This is a genomic window from Flavobacterium algoris (assembly GCF_048158525.1).
GTDB classification, from domain to species: Bacteria; Bacteroidota; Bacteroidia; order Flavobacteriales; family Flavobacteriaceae; genus Flavobacterium; species Flavobacterium algoris.
Window position 1 is genome coordinate 71094 of the sequence record NZ_JBLNKT010000009.1, and the last position, 16891, is coordinate 87984.

At 34.5% G+C, this 16891-nt stretch carries 13 protein-coding genes; 10 read left to right on the forward strand and 3 right to left on the reverse strand.

Features of this window, described 5'->3' with window-relative positions:
• Positions 1–274 precede the first annotated feature (274 nt).
• From ileS to ACM55I_RS07105, 3 genes are all read left to right on the forward strand, one after another.
• Positions 275–3733: an isoleucine--tRNA ligase gene (gene ileS / locus ACM55I_RS07095; protein WP_416846071.1), complete on the forward strand. Its 3459-nt coding sequence runs from the start codon at positions 275–277 to the stop codon at positions 3731–3733.
• 7 nt (positions 3734–3740) lie between these two features.
• Positions 3741–4121 (forward strand): TraR/DksA family transcriptional regulator, encoded by a 381-nt coding sequence (locus tag ACM55I_RS07100; RefSeq protein WP_416846072.1) that lies wholly within the window; start codon positions 3741–3743, stop codon positions 4119–4121.
• Positions 4122–4206: 85 nt separating this feature from the next.
• Positions 4207–4812 (forward strand): lipoprotein signal peptidase, encoded by a 606-nt coding sequence (locus ACM55I_RS07105; RefSeq protein WP_416846073.1) that lies wholly within the window; start codon positions 4207–4209, stop codon positions 4810–4812.
• A 76-nt stretch (positions 4813–4888) separates the two neighbouring features.
• On the opposite strand, the gene ACM55I_RS07110 is transcribed toward ACM55I_RS07105, so the two are convergent.
• Genes ACM55I_RS07110 through ACM55I_RS07120 form a run of 3 tightly spaced genes read right to left on the reverse strand, consistent with a single transcriptional unit; the run spans position 4889 to position 6670 of the window.
• Positions 4889–5089 carry a hypothetical protein gene (locus tag ACM55I_RS07110; protein ID WP_416846074.1) on the reverse strand — a complete coding sequence of 67 codons (201 nt, stop codon included), beginning with the start codon at positions 5087–5089 and terminating at the stop codon, positions 4889–4891.
• Between the two features lie 41 nt (positions 5090–5130).
• Positions 5131–5697: a 5-formyltetrahydrofolate cyclo-ligase gene (locus ACM55I_RS07115; RefSeq protein WP_416846075.1), complete on the reverse strand. Its 567-nt coding sequence runs from the start codon at positions 5695–5697 to the stop codon at positions 5131–5133.
• Complete coding sequence (locus ACM55I_RS07120) at positions 5687–6670, reverse strand: succinylglutamate desuccinylase/aspartoacylase family protein (protein WP_416846076.1); 984 nt, start codon at positions 6668–6670, stop codon at positions 5687–5689. Before ACM55I_RS07120 ends, ACM55I_RS07115 begins: the two co-directional genes overlap by 11 nt.
• A gap of 127 nt (positions 6671–6797) precedes the next feature.
• Here ACM55I_RS07120 and uvrC point away from each other — a divergent pair, with 127 nt between their 5' ends.
• From uvrC to ACM55I_RS07155, 7 genes are all read left to right on the forward strand, one after another.
• The gene (gene uvrC / locus ACM55I_RS07125) at positions 6798–8597 is read left to right on the forward strand and encodes an excinuclease ABC subunit UvrC (protein ID WP_416846077.1); all 1800 of its coding nucleotides are present in this window, start codon (positions 6798–6800) and stop codon (positions 8595–8597) included.
• 75 nt (positions 8598–8672) lie between these two features.
• Positions 8673–10868: a patatin-like phospholipase family protein gene (locus ACM55I_RS07130; RefSeq protein ID WP_416846078.1), complete on the forward strand. Its 2196-nt coding sequence runs from the start codon at positions 8673–8675 to the stop codon at positions 10866–10868.
• 184 nt (positions 10869–11052) lie between these two features.
• The gene (locus tag ACM55I_RS07135) at positions 11053–12210 is read left to right on the forward strand and encodes a homogentisate 1,2-dioxygenase (RefSeq protein WP_416846079.1); all 1158 of its coding nucleotides are present in this window, start codon (positions 11053–11055) and stop codon (positions 12208–12210) included.
• A gap of 242 nt (positions 12211–12452) precedes the next feature.
• On the forward strand, positions 12453–13613 hold the full coding sequence (hppD, locus tag ACM55I_RS07140; RefSeq protein WP_416846080.1) for a 4-hydroxyphenylpyruvate dioxygenase: 1161 nt from the start codon (positions 12453–12455) through the stop codon (positions 13611–13613).
• Between the two features lie 291 nt (positions 13614–13904).
• Positions 13905–14687 carry a DUF3108 domain-containing protein gene (locus ACM55I_RS07145; protein WP_416846081.1) on the forward strand — a complete coding sequence of 261 codons (783 nt, stop codon included), beginning with the start codon at positions 13905–13907 and terminating at the stop codon, positions 14685–14687.
• Positions 14677–15603 (forward strand): tryptophan 2,3-dioxygenase family protein, encoded by a 927-nt coding sequence (locus ACM55I_RS07150; protein ID WP_416846082.1) that lies wholly within the window; start codon positions 14677–14679, stop codon positions 15601–15603. The genes ACM55I_RS07145 and ACM55I_RS07150 overlap by 11 nt, the downstream gene beginning before the upstream one ends.
• 27 nt (positions 15604–15630) lie before the next feature.
• On the forward strand, positions 15631–16851 hold the full coding sequence (locus ACM55I_RS07155; protein ID WP_416846084.1) for a M23 family metallopeptidase: 1221 nt from the start codon (positions 15631–15633) through the stop codon (positions 16849–16851).
• Positions 16852–16891 lie beyond the last annotated feature (40 nt).

Genomic DNA, 16891 nt, shown 5'->3' on the forward strand with positions numbered 1-16891 from the left:
ATGTGTGTTTTCTAAAAAGCATCCTGAATCTTAAATTCCGGGTGCTTTTTTTATTTGTTCTAGAGTATTTTTAGGGCTAGTTTGTGGATTATTTTTTGTTTTAGATTAAAAAATATTTGCAGCTATTTACTTCGTTTGTGGTATTTGTTTCAGTTTTTATTCCTTTGATACACCATAGAGGATTCTGTTAAGCTTTACCGCAAAAATTCGTCCTGCATTACTCATTACTCATAACTATTGATTACTTTCGCAATTCGATTTAGAAAAGGATACAATGAGCACAAAATTTACTGAATACAAAGGACTTGACTTACCAACTGTGGCGTCAGAAGTTCTGGATTTTTGGAAGAAAGAAAATATATTTGAGAAAAGCGTAACCACTCGTGAAGGGAACATACCATTCGTGTTTTTTGAAGGCCCGCCTTCGGCAAATGGATTACCGGGAATTCACCACGTGATGGCGCGTGCGATTAAAGATATTTTTTGCAGATATAAAACTCAAAAAGGGTTTCAAGTAAAGCGTAAAGCGGGCTGGGATACACATGGTTTGCCTGTGGAATTGGGTACTGAAAAAGAATTAGGGATTACCAAAGAAGATATTGGAAAGACTATTTCCATCGAAGAATACAACGAAGCGTGTAAAAAAACCGTGATGCGTTATACGGACGTATGGAATGATTTGACTGAAAAAATGGGGTATTGGGTTGATATGGAAGATCCATATGTGACCTACAAATCCAAATATATGGAAACGGTTTGGTGGATTTTGAAACAAATCTACAATAAGGATTTGATGTACAAAGGCTACACCATTCAGCCGTATTCTCCAAAAGCAGGAACCGGATTGAGTTCACATGAAGTAAACCAACCGGGAAGTTATAGAGATGTTACGGATACGACTGTTGTGGCACAATTTAAAGTGATTGACGCACACAAAGAATTGTTGTTTTCTAAGTTTTACGATTACATCACTTCAAAAAAATTACAGCATTACAAGTTAGAAGCTTTGGATTTAGAGGAAATCTTTATCTTAGCCTGGACCACAACGCCTTGGACATTGCCAAGTAATACGGCTTTGACTGTAGGTCCAAAAATTGAATATGCTTTAGTAAAAACATTCAATCAATATACGTTCCGTCCTGCAACATTGATTTTGGCTAAGAATTTAGTTGGAAAACAATTTGGGAAAGGTTTCTTCGAAAGTGCTGATCCTGCTGATTTTGAAAACTTCAAGGAAGGCGATAAGAAAATTCCGTATCAGGTTTTGGCGGAATGTAAGGGAGCTGATTTAGTTGACATTCGATACGAACAATTGTTGCCCTTTGTGTTACCGTACCAAAATGCTGAAAATGCTTTTAGAGTAATTTCAGGGGATTTTGTAACTACCGAAGATGGAACGGGAATTGTGCATACATCGCCTACTTTTGGTGCTGATGATGCCAAGGTAGCTAAAGAAGCTACGCCAGAGATCCCGCCAATGTTAGTTCTGGACGAAAATGGGACTCCCGTTCCGTTAGTGGATTTACAAGGAAAATTTACCTCACATGTGGGGGAATATGCTGGTAAATACGTGAAAAATGAATATTATAACGACGGTGAAGCGCCAGAACGTTCTGTAGATGTGGAAATCGCCATTCGATTAAAAGAAGAAAATAGAGCGTTTAAAGTGGAGAAATATGTTCACAGCTACCCGCATTGCTGGAGAACGGACAAACCTATTTTATATTATCCTTTGGATTCCTGGTTTATAAAAATATCAGAAGTTAAAGACCGAATGTTTGACTTGAACGAAACCATCAACTGGAAGCCAAAAGCTACCGGAGAAGGACGTTTTGGAAATTGGTTGAAAAACGCCAATGACTGGAATTTATCGCGATCCAGATTCTGGGGAATTCCATTGCCAATCTGGAGAACTGAAGAAGGGACAGAAGAAATCTTAATAGGTTCTGTTGAAGAATTATACAACGAAATTGAAAAATCAATCGCTGCAGGTTTTCAAAAAGAAAATCCTTTCAAGGGGTTCGAAATTGGAAATATGGCAGAATCAAATTACGATTTAGTGGATTTACATAAAAATGTAGTCGATGAAATTACTTTAGTTTCTGCATCCGGAAAACCGATGACGCGTGAAGCGGATTTGATTGACGTTTGGTTTGATTCGGGTTCCATGCCGTATGCGCAATGGCATTATCCTTTTGAAAACAAAGATAAAATTGACGAGAATAAAGATTTTCCTGCAGATTTCATCGCTGAAGGAGTCGATCAAACACGCGGTTGGTTTTATACGTTGCACGCCATTGGAACATTAGTTTTTGATAAAGTAGCGTATAAAAATGTGGTTTCTAACGGATTGGTTTTAGACAAAAACGGACAAAAAATGTCCAAACGTTTAGGAAATGCCGCAGATCCATTCGAAACTTTAAAAGAATATGGTCCAGATGCCACGCGTTGGTATATGATTTCGAATGCGAATCCTTGGGATAATTTAAAATTTGATTTAGAAGGAATCGCTGAGGTTCGCAGAAAATTCTTTGGAACATTATACAACACGTATTCGTTCTTTAGTTTGTACGCCAATATTGATGGATTTAAATACGAGGAAGCCGAGATTCCATTAAACGAAAGACCAGAAATTGATCAATGGATTATCTCGGAATTAAATACCTTGATAAAAGACGTTGACAGTTATTATACCGATTACGAACCAACAAAAGCGGCTCGTGCAATTTCTGAATTTGTACAGGAAAACTTGAGTAACTGGTACGTTCGTTTGTGTAGAAGACGCTTCTGGAAAGGGGAATATGCACAGGACAAAATCGCGGCTTATCAAACCTTATATACCTGTCTGTTAACCATAAGTAAGCTGGGTGCACCTATCGCTCCGTTCTTTATGGACAAACTTTACAGAGATTTAACTTTAGCAACACAGTCGGAAAAATACGACAGTGTACATTTGGCGGAGTTTCCAGTTTCGGTTGAAAACTATGTTAATAAAATGTTAGAGAGCAAAATGCAAAAGGCACAAACCATTTCATCATTGGTTTTATCACTCCGAAAAAAGGAAATGATAAAGGTGCGTCAACCCTTGCAAAAGGTAATGATACCAGTACTTGACGAGAATCAGAGAGCTGAAATTGAAGCTATTTCTGACCTTATAAAAGCAGAAGTAAACGTAAAAGAAATCATACTTTTGGATGATACTTCGGGTGTTTTGGTGAAACAAATTAAACCGAATTTTAAAGCGCTTGGACCGCGTTTTGGAAAAGATATGGGCTTGATTTCTAAGGAAATACAAGGATTTTCTAAAGAGCAAATCAGTCAATTGGACAAGGAAGGAAGCCTGGATGTTGTAATTGCAGGAAATAACGTAACTTTAACATTAGAAGATGTAGAAATTACGTCACAAGATATTGAAGGCTGGCTGGTAGCCAATTCAAACGGAATAACGGTTGCGCTTGACATTACAATTTCTCGAGTATTAAAACAAGAAGGAATTGCCAGAGAATTAGTAAACAGAATTCAGAATATCCGTAAAGATTCAGGATTTGAAGTTACTGATAAAATTAAAGTTCAACTGAAAAGAAATGGACTTTTAGAAGAGGCGATTCTTAAAAATGAAGCGTATATAAAATCAGAAACATTAACCAGCGATTTGGTTTTTGTAGATGAAATAGAAAACGGTACGGAAATTGAATTTGACGAAATAAAAACAATGATATTAATTTCAAAATAATATAAAAATGGTAGACGAAATAGCAAGATACTCTGACGCAGATTTAGCAGAGTTCAAAGAGATAATCCTTAAAAAAATTCAAAAAGCACAAGCAGATTTAGATTTGATAAAAAGTGCTTATATGAATGATTTGAATAATGGGACTGACGATACTTCGCCTACATTTAAAGCCTTTGAAGAGGGAAGCGAAACAATGTCCAAAGAAGCAAACTCACAACTGGCGATTCGTCAGGAAAAGTTTATTCGTGATTTGAAGAATGCACTTTTCCGTGTAGAAAATAAAACTTACGGAATTTGCAAAGTAACAGGCAAATTAATTGGGAAGGAAAGATTGAAAATCGTTCCTCACGCTACAATGAGTATCGAAGCAAAAAACTTGCAACGATAAACCTCTTGTTAAACAATATTTAACGCTCCATTGGGAGCGTTTTTTTTGATTAAATTGTTACTTTTGCGCTATTAAAATTTATAAAATGTCATTACGAAAAGCATATCTCCTTATTTTTATCATATTACTTGTTGATCAAGTTTCAAAAATATACATCAAAACTAATTTTATTTTAGGCGAAGAAGTTGAAGTGCTCAAATGGTTCAAAATTCTTTTTATCGAAAATGAAGGGATGGCTTGGGGAACTAAAATCCCAGGAGCGTATGGAAAATTATTCCTGACACTTTTTAGATTGGTTGCCGTTGGTGGAATTGGGTATTGGTTGTGGGATTCTGTTGAAAGAAAACACAGCTCAAATTACTTAATTGTTGCCATTGCATTAATTCTTGCAGGTGCTTTTGGGAACATCATTGATTCTGTTTTCTACGGAGTGATTTTTGACGACAGTCATCAGCAATTGGCTACTCTATTTGCAGACAAACCTTATGGAACTTGGTTTCATGGTCAAGTTGTCGATTTGTTTTATTTTCCTTTTTGGCATGGAATTTTACCAAATTGGATACCGTTTTGGGGCGGAAAAGAATTTACTTTTTTCAACGCTATTTTCAATGTTGCCGACATGGCGATTTCTACAGGAGTAGGAATCTTGATTTTTTTCAATAAGAAGGCATTTCATCATAAAACCGCATAAATTTTTAAATCACTACTTCACAAAATAAAAAAGACCTATTTCATAATTTGAATAGGTCTTTTTCTTTTTATTGGATTTATTTGTTTTGTCCTGGAGCATAACGTTTAGCGCTTCGGTCTCCATTCATTTTTTTGGCTTGTCCTGGTGGAATTCTTTTAGTCTTATAATAGGTTCTGTTCGAGTTTGTTCCTACTCTAACAGCACAGTTAGATAGTGAAAGGGCAAATACAGCAATTAAAATAATTGTTGTAAATCTTGAGTGCTGAATTTTTTTCATAGCTTTAATTGGGCTTTGTTTACGAAAGTACGCTTTCAAAATTAAAAAGAGTGAATTAAATTCGGTGTCACACAATAATCCAGATTCACGTCACCTTCAAAAATATCTGTAATCAATTCTTCAGGGTCAAAGAAAGAAAGACCAATTTTGATTACATCCGGTTTGCAATCCGATAAGAATTTGTCATAAAATCCTTTACCGTAACCCACTCGATTTCCTTTTTTGTCGAAAGCCAAAAGCGGTACAAAAACTACATCAATTTTATGCGCTGGAACTTCAATTCCATCAACAGGTTCGGGGATATTGTATTCGTTTTTCTTGATTTTAGTGTTGTCAGTCAACAGGAAATGAGTCATGTTTCTGGTGTCAAAATCAGCTTTAGAAATAATAATTTCCTTGTCTTTTCCGGATAATAAGTGCAGAATAAATTCAGTGTTGACTTCCCTGAGTTCCGTAATAGAAAGAAAAATATGGAAATAGGTTTTCTCCCAAATTGGAAGTAGCAGTACTTTATTGGCAATAGCCAAACTCATTTCTTCCAATTCATTTTTAGAAAGTGAATTTCGCAAGGCTTTGTATTTTATTCGTAGTTCTTTTTTATTCTTCATCTTCTTCGTTAGTATTCGACATGTGATAAATAGCATCGCCTTCGTAAACAATGGGCGAATGATTGGCATTGATTACATAACCGTCATTTGGAGCTTTTACTTTTCGTTCAAATTTCCCAAAAGGATCTGTTATGGTGGCAAGAATGGTTCCTTTTTTTACAAATTTCCCAATCGTATCGTAATCGTGCAATAATCCGGAACATTTGGCTCGTATCCAACCTGATTTTTCAATATAAATGGTGGGTGTTTTTTGTTTAGTAACAAAATGTTTTGGATCTAACATATCCAGGTGGGCTAATAATCGCTTTACTCCATTTACGCCTTCATCAGCAACTTCGTTATTGATGTCAAGGGATTTTCCGCCTTCAAAAAGCAACATTTTGACATTCAATTTTTCACTGGAACTCCTGAAAGATCCCGAAATATTTTTAGAATATAAAGTAAATGGTGCATTGAATACATCGGCCAGTATTTTTAATGCTTCGTTGTTTTGGGTAAGACGAATTTGAGGTGCATTGAAACGACTGGCGCCACCTGCGTGAAAATCGACAGCATATTGTACAATTGGCATAATCTCCGTTAAAATATGAAATGCGAATCTACTGGCTAGAGAACCAGTTTTACTTCCTGGAAAAACCCGATTTAAATCTCTGCCATCAGGAAATTCTCGGGCTTTATTTACAAATCCATATACATTAATTATAGGAATACAGATAATTGTGCCTCTTTTTGGTTTGTTTATTTTTTTGCTGATAAGTTGCCGTACAATTTCGACGCCATTAATTTCGTCGCCATGAATTCCAGCTGAAAAAAGGACTACAGGACCGTCAATTTTGGATCTTCTTATTATGACTGGAATATTTAGTTTTGTTGTAGTATGAAGTCGTGCAATTTCCACATTGATGGTTTTACTTTCGCCGGGAATAATGCTTTCGCCAAAAATGACTATTGGTGCGGAATTATTTTTTATCATAAGTTCTTGAAAATATAAAAATAAGGATAATAACGAATTAGAAAGTAAAATTCTGATAAAACTTTCATCAGAAAGATTTCAAGGGTATTGATTTGTATTTCGGGATTTTTGAGATTAACTTTGTTACATGAATCCAACAAGTTTAGCCCTACAAATACAGACTTTGCCCGATAATCCCGGTGTATATCAATATTATGATAAGGAAGGGAAGATTTTGTATGTAGGCAAAGCCAAAAATTTAAAAAAAAGGGTTTCTTCCTATTTTAATAAAATTCATGATACGGCCAAAACAAATGTATTAGTTAAAAAAATTGTGACCATAAAACACATTGTGGTCCCTACGGAAACCGATGCGCTTTTATTGGAAAATAACCTTATAAAAACCTTGCAGCCCCGTTACAATGTACTGTTACGAGATGATAAAAGTTACCCGTGGTTGTGTATTAAAAAAGAACCTTTTTCACGCATATTTGCTACTAGAAGAATGGTTAAAGATGGGTCGGAATATTTTGGTCCTTATACTAGTTTCAAAACGGTGAATACTATTTTAGAACTGATTAAAGAGTTGTATCCACTGCGAACTTGCAACTACGATTTGAGTAAAAGCAATATTGATAGCGGGAAATTCAAGGTTTGCCTCGAATATCATATTGGGAATTGTATGGGACCTTGTGAAGGTTTTGAAACTTTAGAAAATTATCAAAAGCAGGTTGATGCAATTCGCGAAATCTTGAAAGGGAATTTCAAGGAAAGCATGAAAGATTTCAAACGGGTTATGACGAATCTGGCCGCGGACATGCATTTTGAAGAAGCGCAAAAAATCAAAGAGAAAATAGAGGTTCTTGAAAATTACCAATCGCGTTCTACGATTGTAAATCCAAAGATTACCAACATCGATGTGTTTTCGATAGTTTCGGATGAAAGTGCGGCTTATGTGAACTTTTTACAAATTTCTCACGGCTCGATTATTCGTTCGCATACGATGGAAATCAAAAAGAAACTGGACGAACCTGATGAGGAATTACTGGAATTGGCGATTATCGAATTGAGAGAGCGTTTTCAATTGTTGTCTCGAGAGGTTATCGTTCCGTTTCATGTTGACTTAGGTGAAAACATAAAAATTACGGTCCCGCAATTGGGAGATAAAAAGCAAATTTTGGATTTATCCATTCGAAATGCTAAGTTTTACCGAATCGAGCAATTAAAACAACTGCAAATTGTAGATCCCGATCGGCACACGAAAAGGATTATGGCGCAAATGCAAAAAGATTTACGATTGCCGGTGGAGCCAAGACATATCGAATGTTTTGATAACTCGAATATTCAAGGAACGAATCCCGTTGCGGCTTGTGTGGTTTTCAAAGATGGAAAACCAAGTAAAAAGGATTACCGCCATTTTAATATAAAAACGGTCGAAGGACCGGATGATTTTGCATCTATGACCGAAGTAGTTTACAGAAGATATAAAAGATTACTGGACGAAAATGAACCTTTGCCAAATTTAATAATTATTGATGGAGGGAAAGGACAATTGTCATCGGCACTAAAAAGTATTGATGAATTGGGTTTGCGAGGGAAGATTGCTATAATTGGTATTGCCAAAAGACTGGAAGAGCTTTTTTATCCAGGAGATTCTATTCCGTTATATTTAGATAAAAAATCAGAAACCTTGAAAGTAATCCAGCAATTGCGTAACGAAGCACACCGTTTTGGTATTACGCATCACAGAGATAAAAGGAGTAAAGCGGCACTAAATTCGTCGATAGAAAGTATTCCTGGTATTGGAGAAAAAACGATGCTGACTTTGATTCAGCACTTTAAAAGTGTTAAAAGATTGAAATTAGCTTCAGAAAAAGAAATTTCTGACGTTATAGGTGTGTCAAAAGCCAAAAAAATTACCGAATTTTACAAGGCATCAAATGAATGATTAATTTAGATTGTTGAATTTTAGGCAAATGATAATTGATATCGTCAAATTCGATTGCACACCAAATTGCTACTTATGAAGAAAATTGCGCTGTTATTCATTGTTTTTTGTACTAGTTTAACTGTGTTTTCGCAAGAGCAACGCAGACCAAAAATAGGGTTGGTCTTAAGCGGTGGTGGAGCAAAAGGATTTGCTCATATTGGCGTTTTGAAAGTGCTTGAAGAAGCAGGTGTGAAAATTGATTACATTGGTGGAACCAGTATGGGAGCAGTTATTGGCGGACTTTATGCTTCGGGATATAATGCAAGCCAGATTGATTCTATTTTTCAATCAACTAATTTTGATGAATTATTAAACGACTTCATTCCCAGATCTTCTAAAAATTTTTATGAAAAACGAAACGACGAATTATACGCGTTAGTCTTACCTTTTAATAACCTAAAAATAGGTATTCCCGAAGCGTTGTCTAAAGGAATGTACAATTATAACCTATTGAGTAGAATTACCAGAAATGTTAGACACATTAAGGATTTTAATAAATTACCAATTCCTTTCTTATGTATTGGTACCAATATAGAAACAGGAGAACAAGTTTTGTTGAATAAAGGGAATTTGGCTCAGGCTATGATTGCCAGTTCTGCTTTTCCATCGTTATTTTCACCGGTTGAAATTGATGGGAAACTATTGGTAGATGGTGGTGTTGCTAATAATTATCCTATTGAAGAGGTGCGAAAATTAGGAGCAGATATTATAATAGGTGTTGATGTTCAAAATGATTTATTAGATAGAACACAACTAAAAAATGCAACAAGAATTCTGGTTCAAATCACCAATCTTCAATCTATAGAAAGAATGAAGAGAAATGTTAAAGAAACGGACATCTATATTAAGCCGGATATAAAAAACTACGGTGTCATTTCATTTGATAAAGGACAAGAAATCATTAGAAAAGGAGAAGAAGCGACATTCTCTGTTTTTGAAAAACTAAAACTATTAGTTGATGAATCAAATCCATATAAGAAACCAGCATTAAAAATAGTTACGGATAGTTTGCAAATTGAAAACATAAATTGCAATGAACTGGACAATTACACGCAAGATTATGTTGTTGGGAAATTAAGATTTAAGCCGGGTGTTAAAACGACATACAATGGTTTGTTGAAGGGAATAAACAACATCAATGCAACTCAAAATTTTAGTACCATATCATATTCGTTAGATGCGAATAATGGACATGATGACTTAAATATGACGTTGAAAGAAAATTCTACAAAGACCTATTTGAAATTTGGGTTGCATTATGACGGTCTGTTTAAGAGTGGTGTTTTGGTTAATCTAACCCGTAAAAAAACTCTCTTTAAAAATGATATAGCATCAGTTGATATTGTTTTAGGAGACAATATTCGATACAATTTAGATTATTATGTAGAAAATGGATTTAATTTGAGTTTTGGTTTTAAATCCCAATTCAATCAATTTAATAGAAATATAGCAAAGGAAATAAGCAACTTAAATTTAAGTGCTGTAAATTCAATTAATGTTGATTTTTCCGATTTAACGAATCAAGCCTATTTTCAATCTTTATTTGTTCAAAAATTTTTGGTTGGCGCTGGTGTGGAACTTAAATTTTTAAAAATAAAATCAGAAACCTTGGCTAATGTAGATCCAATAATTGATAGAAGTAATTATTTAAGTGTTTTTGGATATGCAAAATACGATTCGTTTGACAATAAATATTTTCCTAAAAAAGGATGGTATTTTTCAGGTGATGTTCAATCCTATTTACTTTCCTCGAATTACACGGGAGATTTTAAACCATTCTCTATTGCTAAAGCTGATTTTGGTATAGCTACAACAATTTTTAAGAATGTAACGATTAAAATTCAAACGGATGCTGGTTTCTCATTTGGAAACGAAAGCGTCTCCTTTTTTAATTTTATTTTAGGAGGTTATGGCTATACTCCTATAGATAATTTTAAGTATTTCTATGGGTATGATTTTTTAAGTGTAGCTGCCAATAGTTATATAAAATCAACAGGAACTATTGACTATGAATTTTACAAAAATAACCATTTTAACTTTTCGGCAAATTTTGCCAATATTGGAGATAAAATTTTTGAATCAGTAGATTGGGTTTCGGTTCCCAAGTATTCAGGATATGCGGTGGGGTATGGTCTGGAAACGGTAATTGGTCCTATAGAAATAAAACATTCCTGGTCTCCTGAAAACACAAAAGGATATACTTGGTTTAGTATTGGATTTTTGTTTTAATTATAATTTATTTCAATAATAATTCCGATATTTGTTATAATGAAAACAAAATGGCTAGGTTTATTAGATTATCTTCAATTCCTCATCAAGAGAAATCCTGAGTGAGTGCCTTTTTTTTGATTTAACATAGCACATTATAAAGTAATCTCAACTTTAAATTGTTACACTTTTAAACAAAAAAATTATGCCTTTATATCATAAATTGGGAAGTTTTCCCCAAAAGAGACACACACAATTCGAAAAACCAAACGGGGGTTTGTACTACGAACAACTTTTTGGAACCGAGGGTTTTCATGGCCATTCATCATTATTATATCATGTTCATAGACCAACACAAGTAAAGGAAATTCTTAATTCCTACTCTGTTGAACCAAAAATTGCTATTGGGAAAAACATAAAATCGTTACTCTTAAAAGGGTTTGAGCTAAAACCCGAAGATGATTTTCTGGATAGCCGCAAAGCCATGTTGGTAAATAAAGATTGCACTATTGGATTAGCAGCGCCAAAACAATCGTTGCGTACGTATTTCTATAAAAATGCCGATGCCGATGAAATGATTTTCATTCATAAAGGCAAAGGAAAATTGCGTACGATGATGGGGAATATTCCTTTTAAATATGGAGATTATCTGATTATTCCTCGCGGAATTATTTATCAAATCGATTTTGATACTTTAGAAAATCGATTGTTTTACGTCGAATCATTTGCGCCATTTTATACTCCAAAACGCTATAAAAACGAATCAGGCCAGCATCTGGAACATTCTCCGTTTTGCGAACGCGATTTCATTTTGCCAAACGAGTTGGAAACACATGATGAAAAAGGAGACTTCCTTATCAAAATCAAAAAAGAAGGCATGATGCATGAAATTGTATATGCCACACATCCTTTTGACGTTGTGGGTTGGGATGGTTATAATTTTCCTTATGGATTCAGTATTCATAATTTCGAACCTATAACAGGTCGCGTACATCAACCGCCGCCAGTGCATCAAACATTCGAAACAGCGACTTTTGTGGTTTGCTCTTTCGTTCCAAGATTGTACGATTACCACCCAAAAGCAATTCCCGCACCTTATAATCACAGCAACATCGATAGCGATGAGGTTTTGTATTATGTAGATGGCGATTTTATGAGCCGTAATAATATTGAGCAGGGTCATATTACGTTACATCCAAAAGGAATTCCTCACGGACCGGCACCAGGAGCAATGGAGCGCAGCATTGGTCAAACCATAACGCACGAATTAGCGGTTATGGTCGATACGTTCCGCCCATTAATGGTAACCGAAGAAGCGATGGGACTTGACGATGGACAGTATTACAAATCTTGGGTAGAATAAGTCATTGCGAGGAACGAAGCAATCGCACTTAATTATATAATAATAAGGAGCTATTTCCTGCTATCCGTTACAATCTTTTTTGAGGTAAAAAAACCTCAAAAAAGGATTTTCACTATTATCAGGGCTAGGGCTTTAGTATAAATGACAACATCTTTTTAAATTAATAAAATCCCTTTAAATCTATTGTATCAGCGTCATCTGCGTTCCAAAATTAGATTTGCCGAATCAAAAAATAAATTACAATGAGCAAAGAAGTAAAATCAGTAGAATACGGACTAGAAAAAATATTTGAAGGAGCGCAGGATTTCCTTCCTTTATTAGGAACCGATTATGTAGAATTCTACGTAGGAAATGCGAAACAATCCGCACATTATTATAAAACAGCTTTCGGATATCAATCATTGGCTTATGCAGGCTTGGAAACTGGAGTAAGAGACAGAACGTCTTATGTACTAAAACAAGATAAGATTCGCATCGTATTGACCACGCCATTAACGCAAGATTCTCCCATACACGAACATTTGAGAAAACATGGAGACGGGGTAAAAGTTGCTGCACTTTGGGTAGAAGATGCCACTAGCGCTTACGAGGAAACAATGAAACGTGGTGCGCGCTCTTTTATGGAACCTACGATTGAGAAAGATGAATTTGGAGAAGTAGTGCGTTCAGGGATTTATACGTATGGAGAAACCGTTCATATTTTTGTAGAACGCAAAAACTATAATGGCGTTTTTCTTCCGGGATATAAAGAATGGAAATCTGATTACAATCCGGAGCCAACAGGATTAAAATACATAGACCACATGGTGGGTAATGTAGGTTGGAACGAGATGAATACTTGGGTTAAGTTCTATGAAGAAGTAATGGGATTTGTGAATTTCCTTTCCTTTGATGATAAACAAATTAATACCGAATATTCGGCCTTGATGAGTAAGGTAATGTCGAATGGAAACGGAAGAATTAAATTTCCAATCAACGAACCTGCCGAGGGAAAGAAAAAATCACAAATTGAGGAATATTTAGATTTTTATGGCGGACCTGGAATTCAACATATCGCCATCGCAACGGATGATATTATCAAAACAGTATCTCAGTTGAAAGCAAGAGGAATAGAATTCTTGTCAGCTCCTCCGCATACTTATTACGAGGCGATTCCGGAACGATTGGGAGAGCATATGAAAATGATGAAAGAAGATTTAAATGAGATCGAAAAGCTAGCCATTATGGTCGATGCGGATGAGGAAGGGTATTTATTACAAATATTTACAAAACCGGTACAAGACAGGCCAACGTTGTTTTTTGAAATTATTCAAAGAATGGGAGCCAAAGGTTTTGGAGCAGGTAATTTCAAGGCCCTTTTTGAATCAATCGAAAGAGAACAGCAATTGCGAGGAACGCTATAAAAGAGTGTTATTTTTATGTTATGTTAAAAAATAATCAGTGAATAGTCTGTTTTTTTGCAAATGTTGTGTTAAACTTTATTTTTTGACTTTATAAACTAGTTTTATTAATTAGCTTTGCACTCTCAAAACAGGAAGGGGTGGTTTCCTTCCTAAATTGATATAAATTTCATAATTTATAGTTTTTTGGTTAGTTAATAGCATAAAAACTCAGTCATTATTTGACTGAGTTTTTTTGTTTTAATATATTTGGAACAAAATTTGCAGTTACGGTCAATAAATTGACAAAAAGTAATGAAAAAAATAATACTATTCATCCTATTTATAACCACAGTAAGTTTTGATTCTCAAAAAGAAGATGCTTACGATGTGGGCGAGTATTTTAAATTCCGTATCCATTATGGTATAGTAAATGCCGGATATGCTACACTTGAAGTCAAAGATGCGGTTGTTAATAATAAGAAAGCTTTCCATGTAGTAGGGAAAGGATACACAACAGGAATGTCTCGTTTTTTCTTTAAGGTTGATGACTTGTATGAAAGCTATATTGATAAGGAAACCAGAAATCCATATCAATTTGTAAGAAAAATTAATGAAGGCGGTTACACTAAAAATCAAGAAGGGTTTTTCAATCAAACTACAAATAAAATCCTTGTAAAAGATTACAAACACAAAAACGAGAAGACAATTGTCATTCCTAAAAACACACAAGACATTTTGTCTACTTTTTATTATTTGAGAAATTACCCAAGTATTGATAAAATTAAAGTAGGAGAATCAATAGCTATAGACATGTTCTTTGACGATGAATCTACAAAGTTTAAGATGAAATTTATAGGTCATGAGGATATTACAACTAAATTTGGGGTTGTTTCAACGATGGTGTTTAGACCTTTAGTACAATCAGGGCGTGTTTTTAAAGAACAAGAAAGTTTAACTGTTTGGATTTCAGATGATGATAATAAAATACCCTTGCGAATTAAAGCAAGTTTGGCTGTAGGATCAATCAAAGCTGATTTAGATGAATTTAGAGGATTGAAGAATCAGTTTAAAATAAAAAATAATAATGGACAATAATAATTCTGAAGCAATTTTAAAAGAAATTGAGCTTAAATACCAAGCAATAGACCAGAAAACCGAAACGCAACTTGAAGGATTACTTTGGTCTAAGCCAATTACTTATTGGGATTATATTCAAACAGATGCGTTATTAAATCTTCAAATTCAAAGAACTGTACTTCCCGATGAAATGGTTTTTATCATGTATCATCAAGTCAATGAATTGATATTCAAGATGATTTTATGGGAAATGCATCAAATTTCTTATTGTAAAGAGATTAAGACGGATTTTTTTACTGAAAGATTAATGAGAATCAGCCGTTATTTTGATATGCTGACAACTTCTTTCGGAATCATGGAGGACGGAATGGAAGTAGATCAATACATGAAATTTAGAAACACACTTACTCCGGCAAGTGGTTTTCAAAGCGCACAATATAGATTAATAGAGTTTTGTTCTACGGACTTAATAAATCTTGTTGATTACCGTTATAGAAGTTCAATTGATAGAGATGCTCCATTTGAGTTTACTTTCGAACATTTGTATTGGCAAGCTGCAGGAAAAGATTACCAAACAGGGAAAAAATCATTTCTTTTAGAGGAATTTGAAAGAAAATACAAAGGAATGTTTTTAAAACACATGGAGGAATACAACACCATAAACATATGGCAAAAATTCAAGCAGCTTCCTGATGTAGATCAAAAAAATCCAGAGTTAATTCAAGCGATGCGCCATTATGATCATACTGTAAATATTACTTGGGTAATGCAGCATTTAAATGTAGCGATAAAATATATTGATCAAAGCGGAAAAGGGGATGGCGAGGCTACTGGTGGAAGTGACTGGAGAAAATACATGCATCCAAAATACCAACGCAGAATATTTTTTCCTGAATTATGGACGAAGGATGAGTTGGCGAATTGGGGGGAATAAAAATAATTAGAATAAAAAAAAGATAGTTTGAAACAAGTATTAATAGTAATTATAGTGTTGTTTTCTTTAGTTTCTTGTAATAAATCTAATGATATATTAGACAAAGAAATTGTAAAACCAGCAGTTAAAAAAATAGAGTTTGGCTTTAAATACTCTGATTTTAATGTGATTCACGATACCATTAAAAAAGGAGATACTTTTGGTACGATTATCGAAAATCAAAATATTGGTACAAAGAAAGTATATGATATTATTGAAAAAGTAAGGGATACATTTGATGTTAGGATAATTAGAATCAACAAACCATATACGCTGCTTAGATCCAAAAATAAAACAAACAATTTACAAGTTTTTATTTATCAGCCGGATGCATTAACCTACTATGTTGTTGATTTACGAGATACAGCTGTGGTTGTTTATAAAAAAACAAGACCCGTCACGATTAAGACCAGAACGATAGGTGGATTGTTGAAAGGTTCTTTGTCAGAAACTCTGGAAAGTGCAAAAGTAGAAGGAGCATTGGCAAGTAAAATTTCGAAAATCTATGCTTGGTCTATTGACTTTTTTAAACTTAAAAAAGGAGATCGATTTGCCATTACTTTTACGGAAAGATATATAAATGACACTGTTTATGATGGTGTTGATAGTCTTAAAGCTGCCTTTTTTGAATACAAAGGAAAAATAATCTATGCATTTCCTTATGCTCAAAATCCATCGTCCAATAAAATTGAATATTACGACGAAGAAGGTAAGACATTAAAAAATTTCTTTCTTAAAACACCCATTAAATTTAGTAGAATTTCCTCGCGATTTTCAACTAATCGCTTTCATCCTGTACAGCAAATCTGGAAAGCCCACAAAGGAACAGATTATGCAGCACCATACGGAACGCCCATTACCACGACTGCAGCGGGAATTATTGAGCAAACTGGTTTTACAGCTGGAAACGGTAATTTTGTAAAAGTAAAGCATAATGGAACCTATTCTACTCAATATTTACACATGTCAAGAATTTTAGTTCGTCGTGGTCAACATGTGAATCAGGGACAGGTTATCGGTTTAGTGGGAAGTACAGGTCTAGCTACAGGTCCTCACGTTTGTTATCGATTTTGGAAAAATGGAGTTCAGGTAGACGCATTAAAACTCAAATTGCCTACTGGCGAGCCTATGAGCGGCAGAAATAAAGACCGATTCGTTAAAATAATAACTCCTTTGAAATGGGAATTAGATAGTGTTGCAAATTTATAGTTTGACTATTGAAACTATTTCATTCGAATTCTGAATTGTT

What these genes read in the sequence shown, in the direction of transcription:
- ileS (WP_416846071.1), top strand. Translation starts at nt 275, where the DNA reads ATGAGCACAAAATTTACTGAATACAAAGGACTTGACTTACCAACTGTG.
- ACM55I_RS07100 (WP_416846072.1), top strand. Translation starts at nt 3,741, where the DNA reads ATGGTAGACGAAATAGCAAGATACTCTGACGCAGATTTAGCAGAGTTC.
- ACM55I_RS07105 (WP_416846073.1), top strand. Translation starts at nt 4,207, where the DNA reads ATGTCATTACGAAAAGCATATCTCCTTATTTTTATCATATTACTTGTT.
- ACM55I_RS07110 (WP_416846074.1), bottom strand. Translation starts at nt 5,089, where the DNA reads ATGAAAAAAATTCAGCACTCAAGATTTACAACAATTATTTTAATTGCT.
- ACM55I_RS07115 (WP_416846075.1), bottom strand. Translation starts at nt 5,697, where the DNA reads ATGAAGAATAAAAAAGAACTACGAATAAAATACAAAGCCTTGCGAAAT.
- ACM55I_RS07120 (WP_416846076.1), bottom strand. Translation starts at nt 6,670, where the DNA reads ATGATAAAAAATAATTCCGCACCAATAGTCATTTTTGGCGAAAGCATT.
- uvrC (WP_416846077.1), top strand. Translation starts at nt 6,798, where the DNA reads ATGAATCCAACAAGTTTAGCCCTACAAATACAGACTTTGCCCGATAAT.
- ACM55I_RS07130 (WP_416846078.1), top strand. Translation starts at nt 8,673, where the DNA reads ATGAAGAAAATTGCGCTGTTATTCATTGTTTTTTGTACTAGTTTAACT.
- ACM55I_RS07135 (WP_416846079.1), top strand. Translation starts at nt 11,053, where the DNA reads ATGCCTTTATATCATAAATTGGGAAGTTTTCCCCAAAAGAGACACACA.
- hppD (WP_416846080.1), top strand. Translation starts at nt 12,453, where the DNA reads ATGAGCAAAGAAGTAAAATCAGTAGAATACGGACTAGAAAAAATATTT.
- ACM55I_RS07145 (WP_416846081.1), top strand. Translation starts at nt 13,905, where the DNA reads ATGAAAAAAATAATACTATTCATCCTATTTATAACCACAGTAAGTTTT.
- ACM55I_RS07150 (WP_416846082.1), top strand. Translation starts at nt 14,677, where the DNA reads ATGGACAATAATAATTCTGAAGCAATTTTAAAAGAAATTGAGCTTAAA.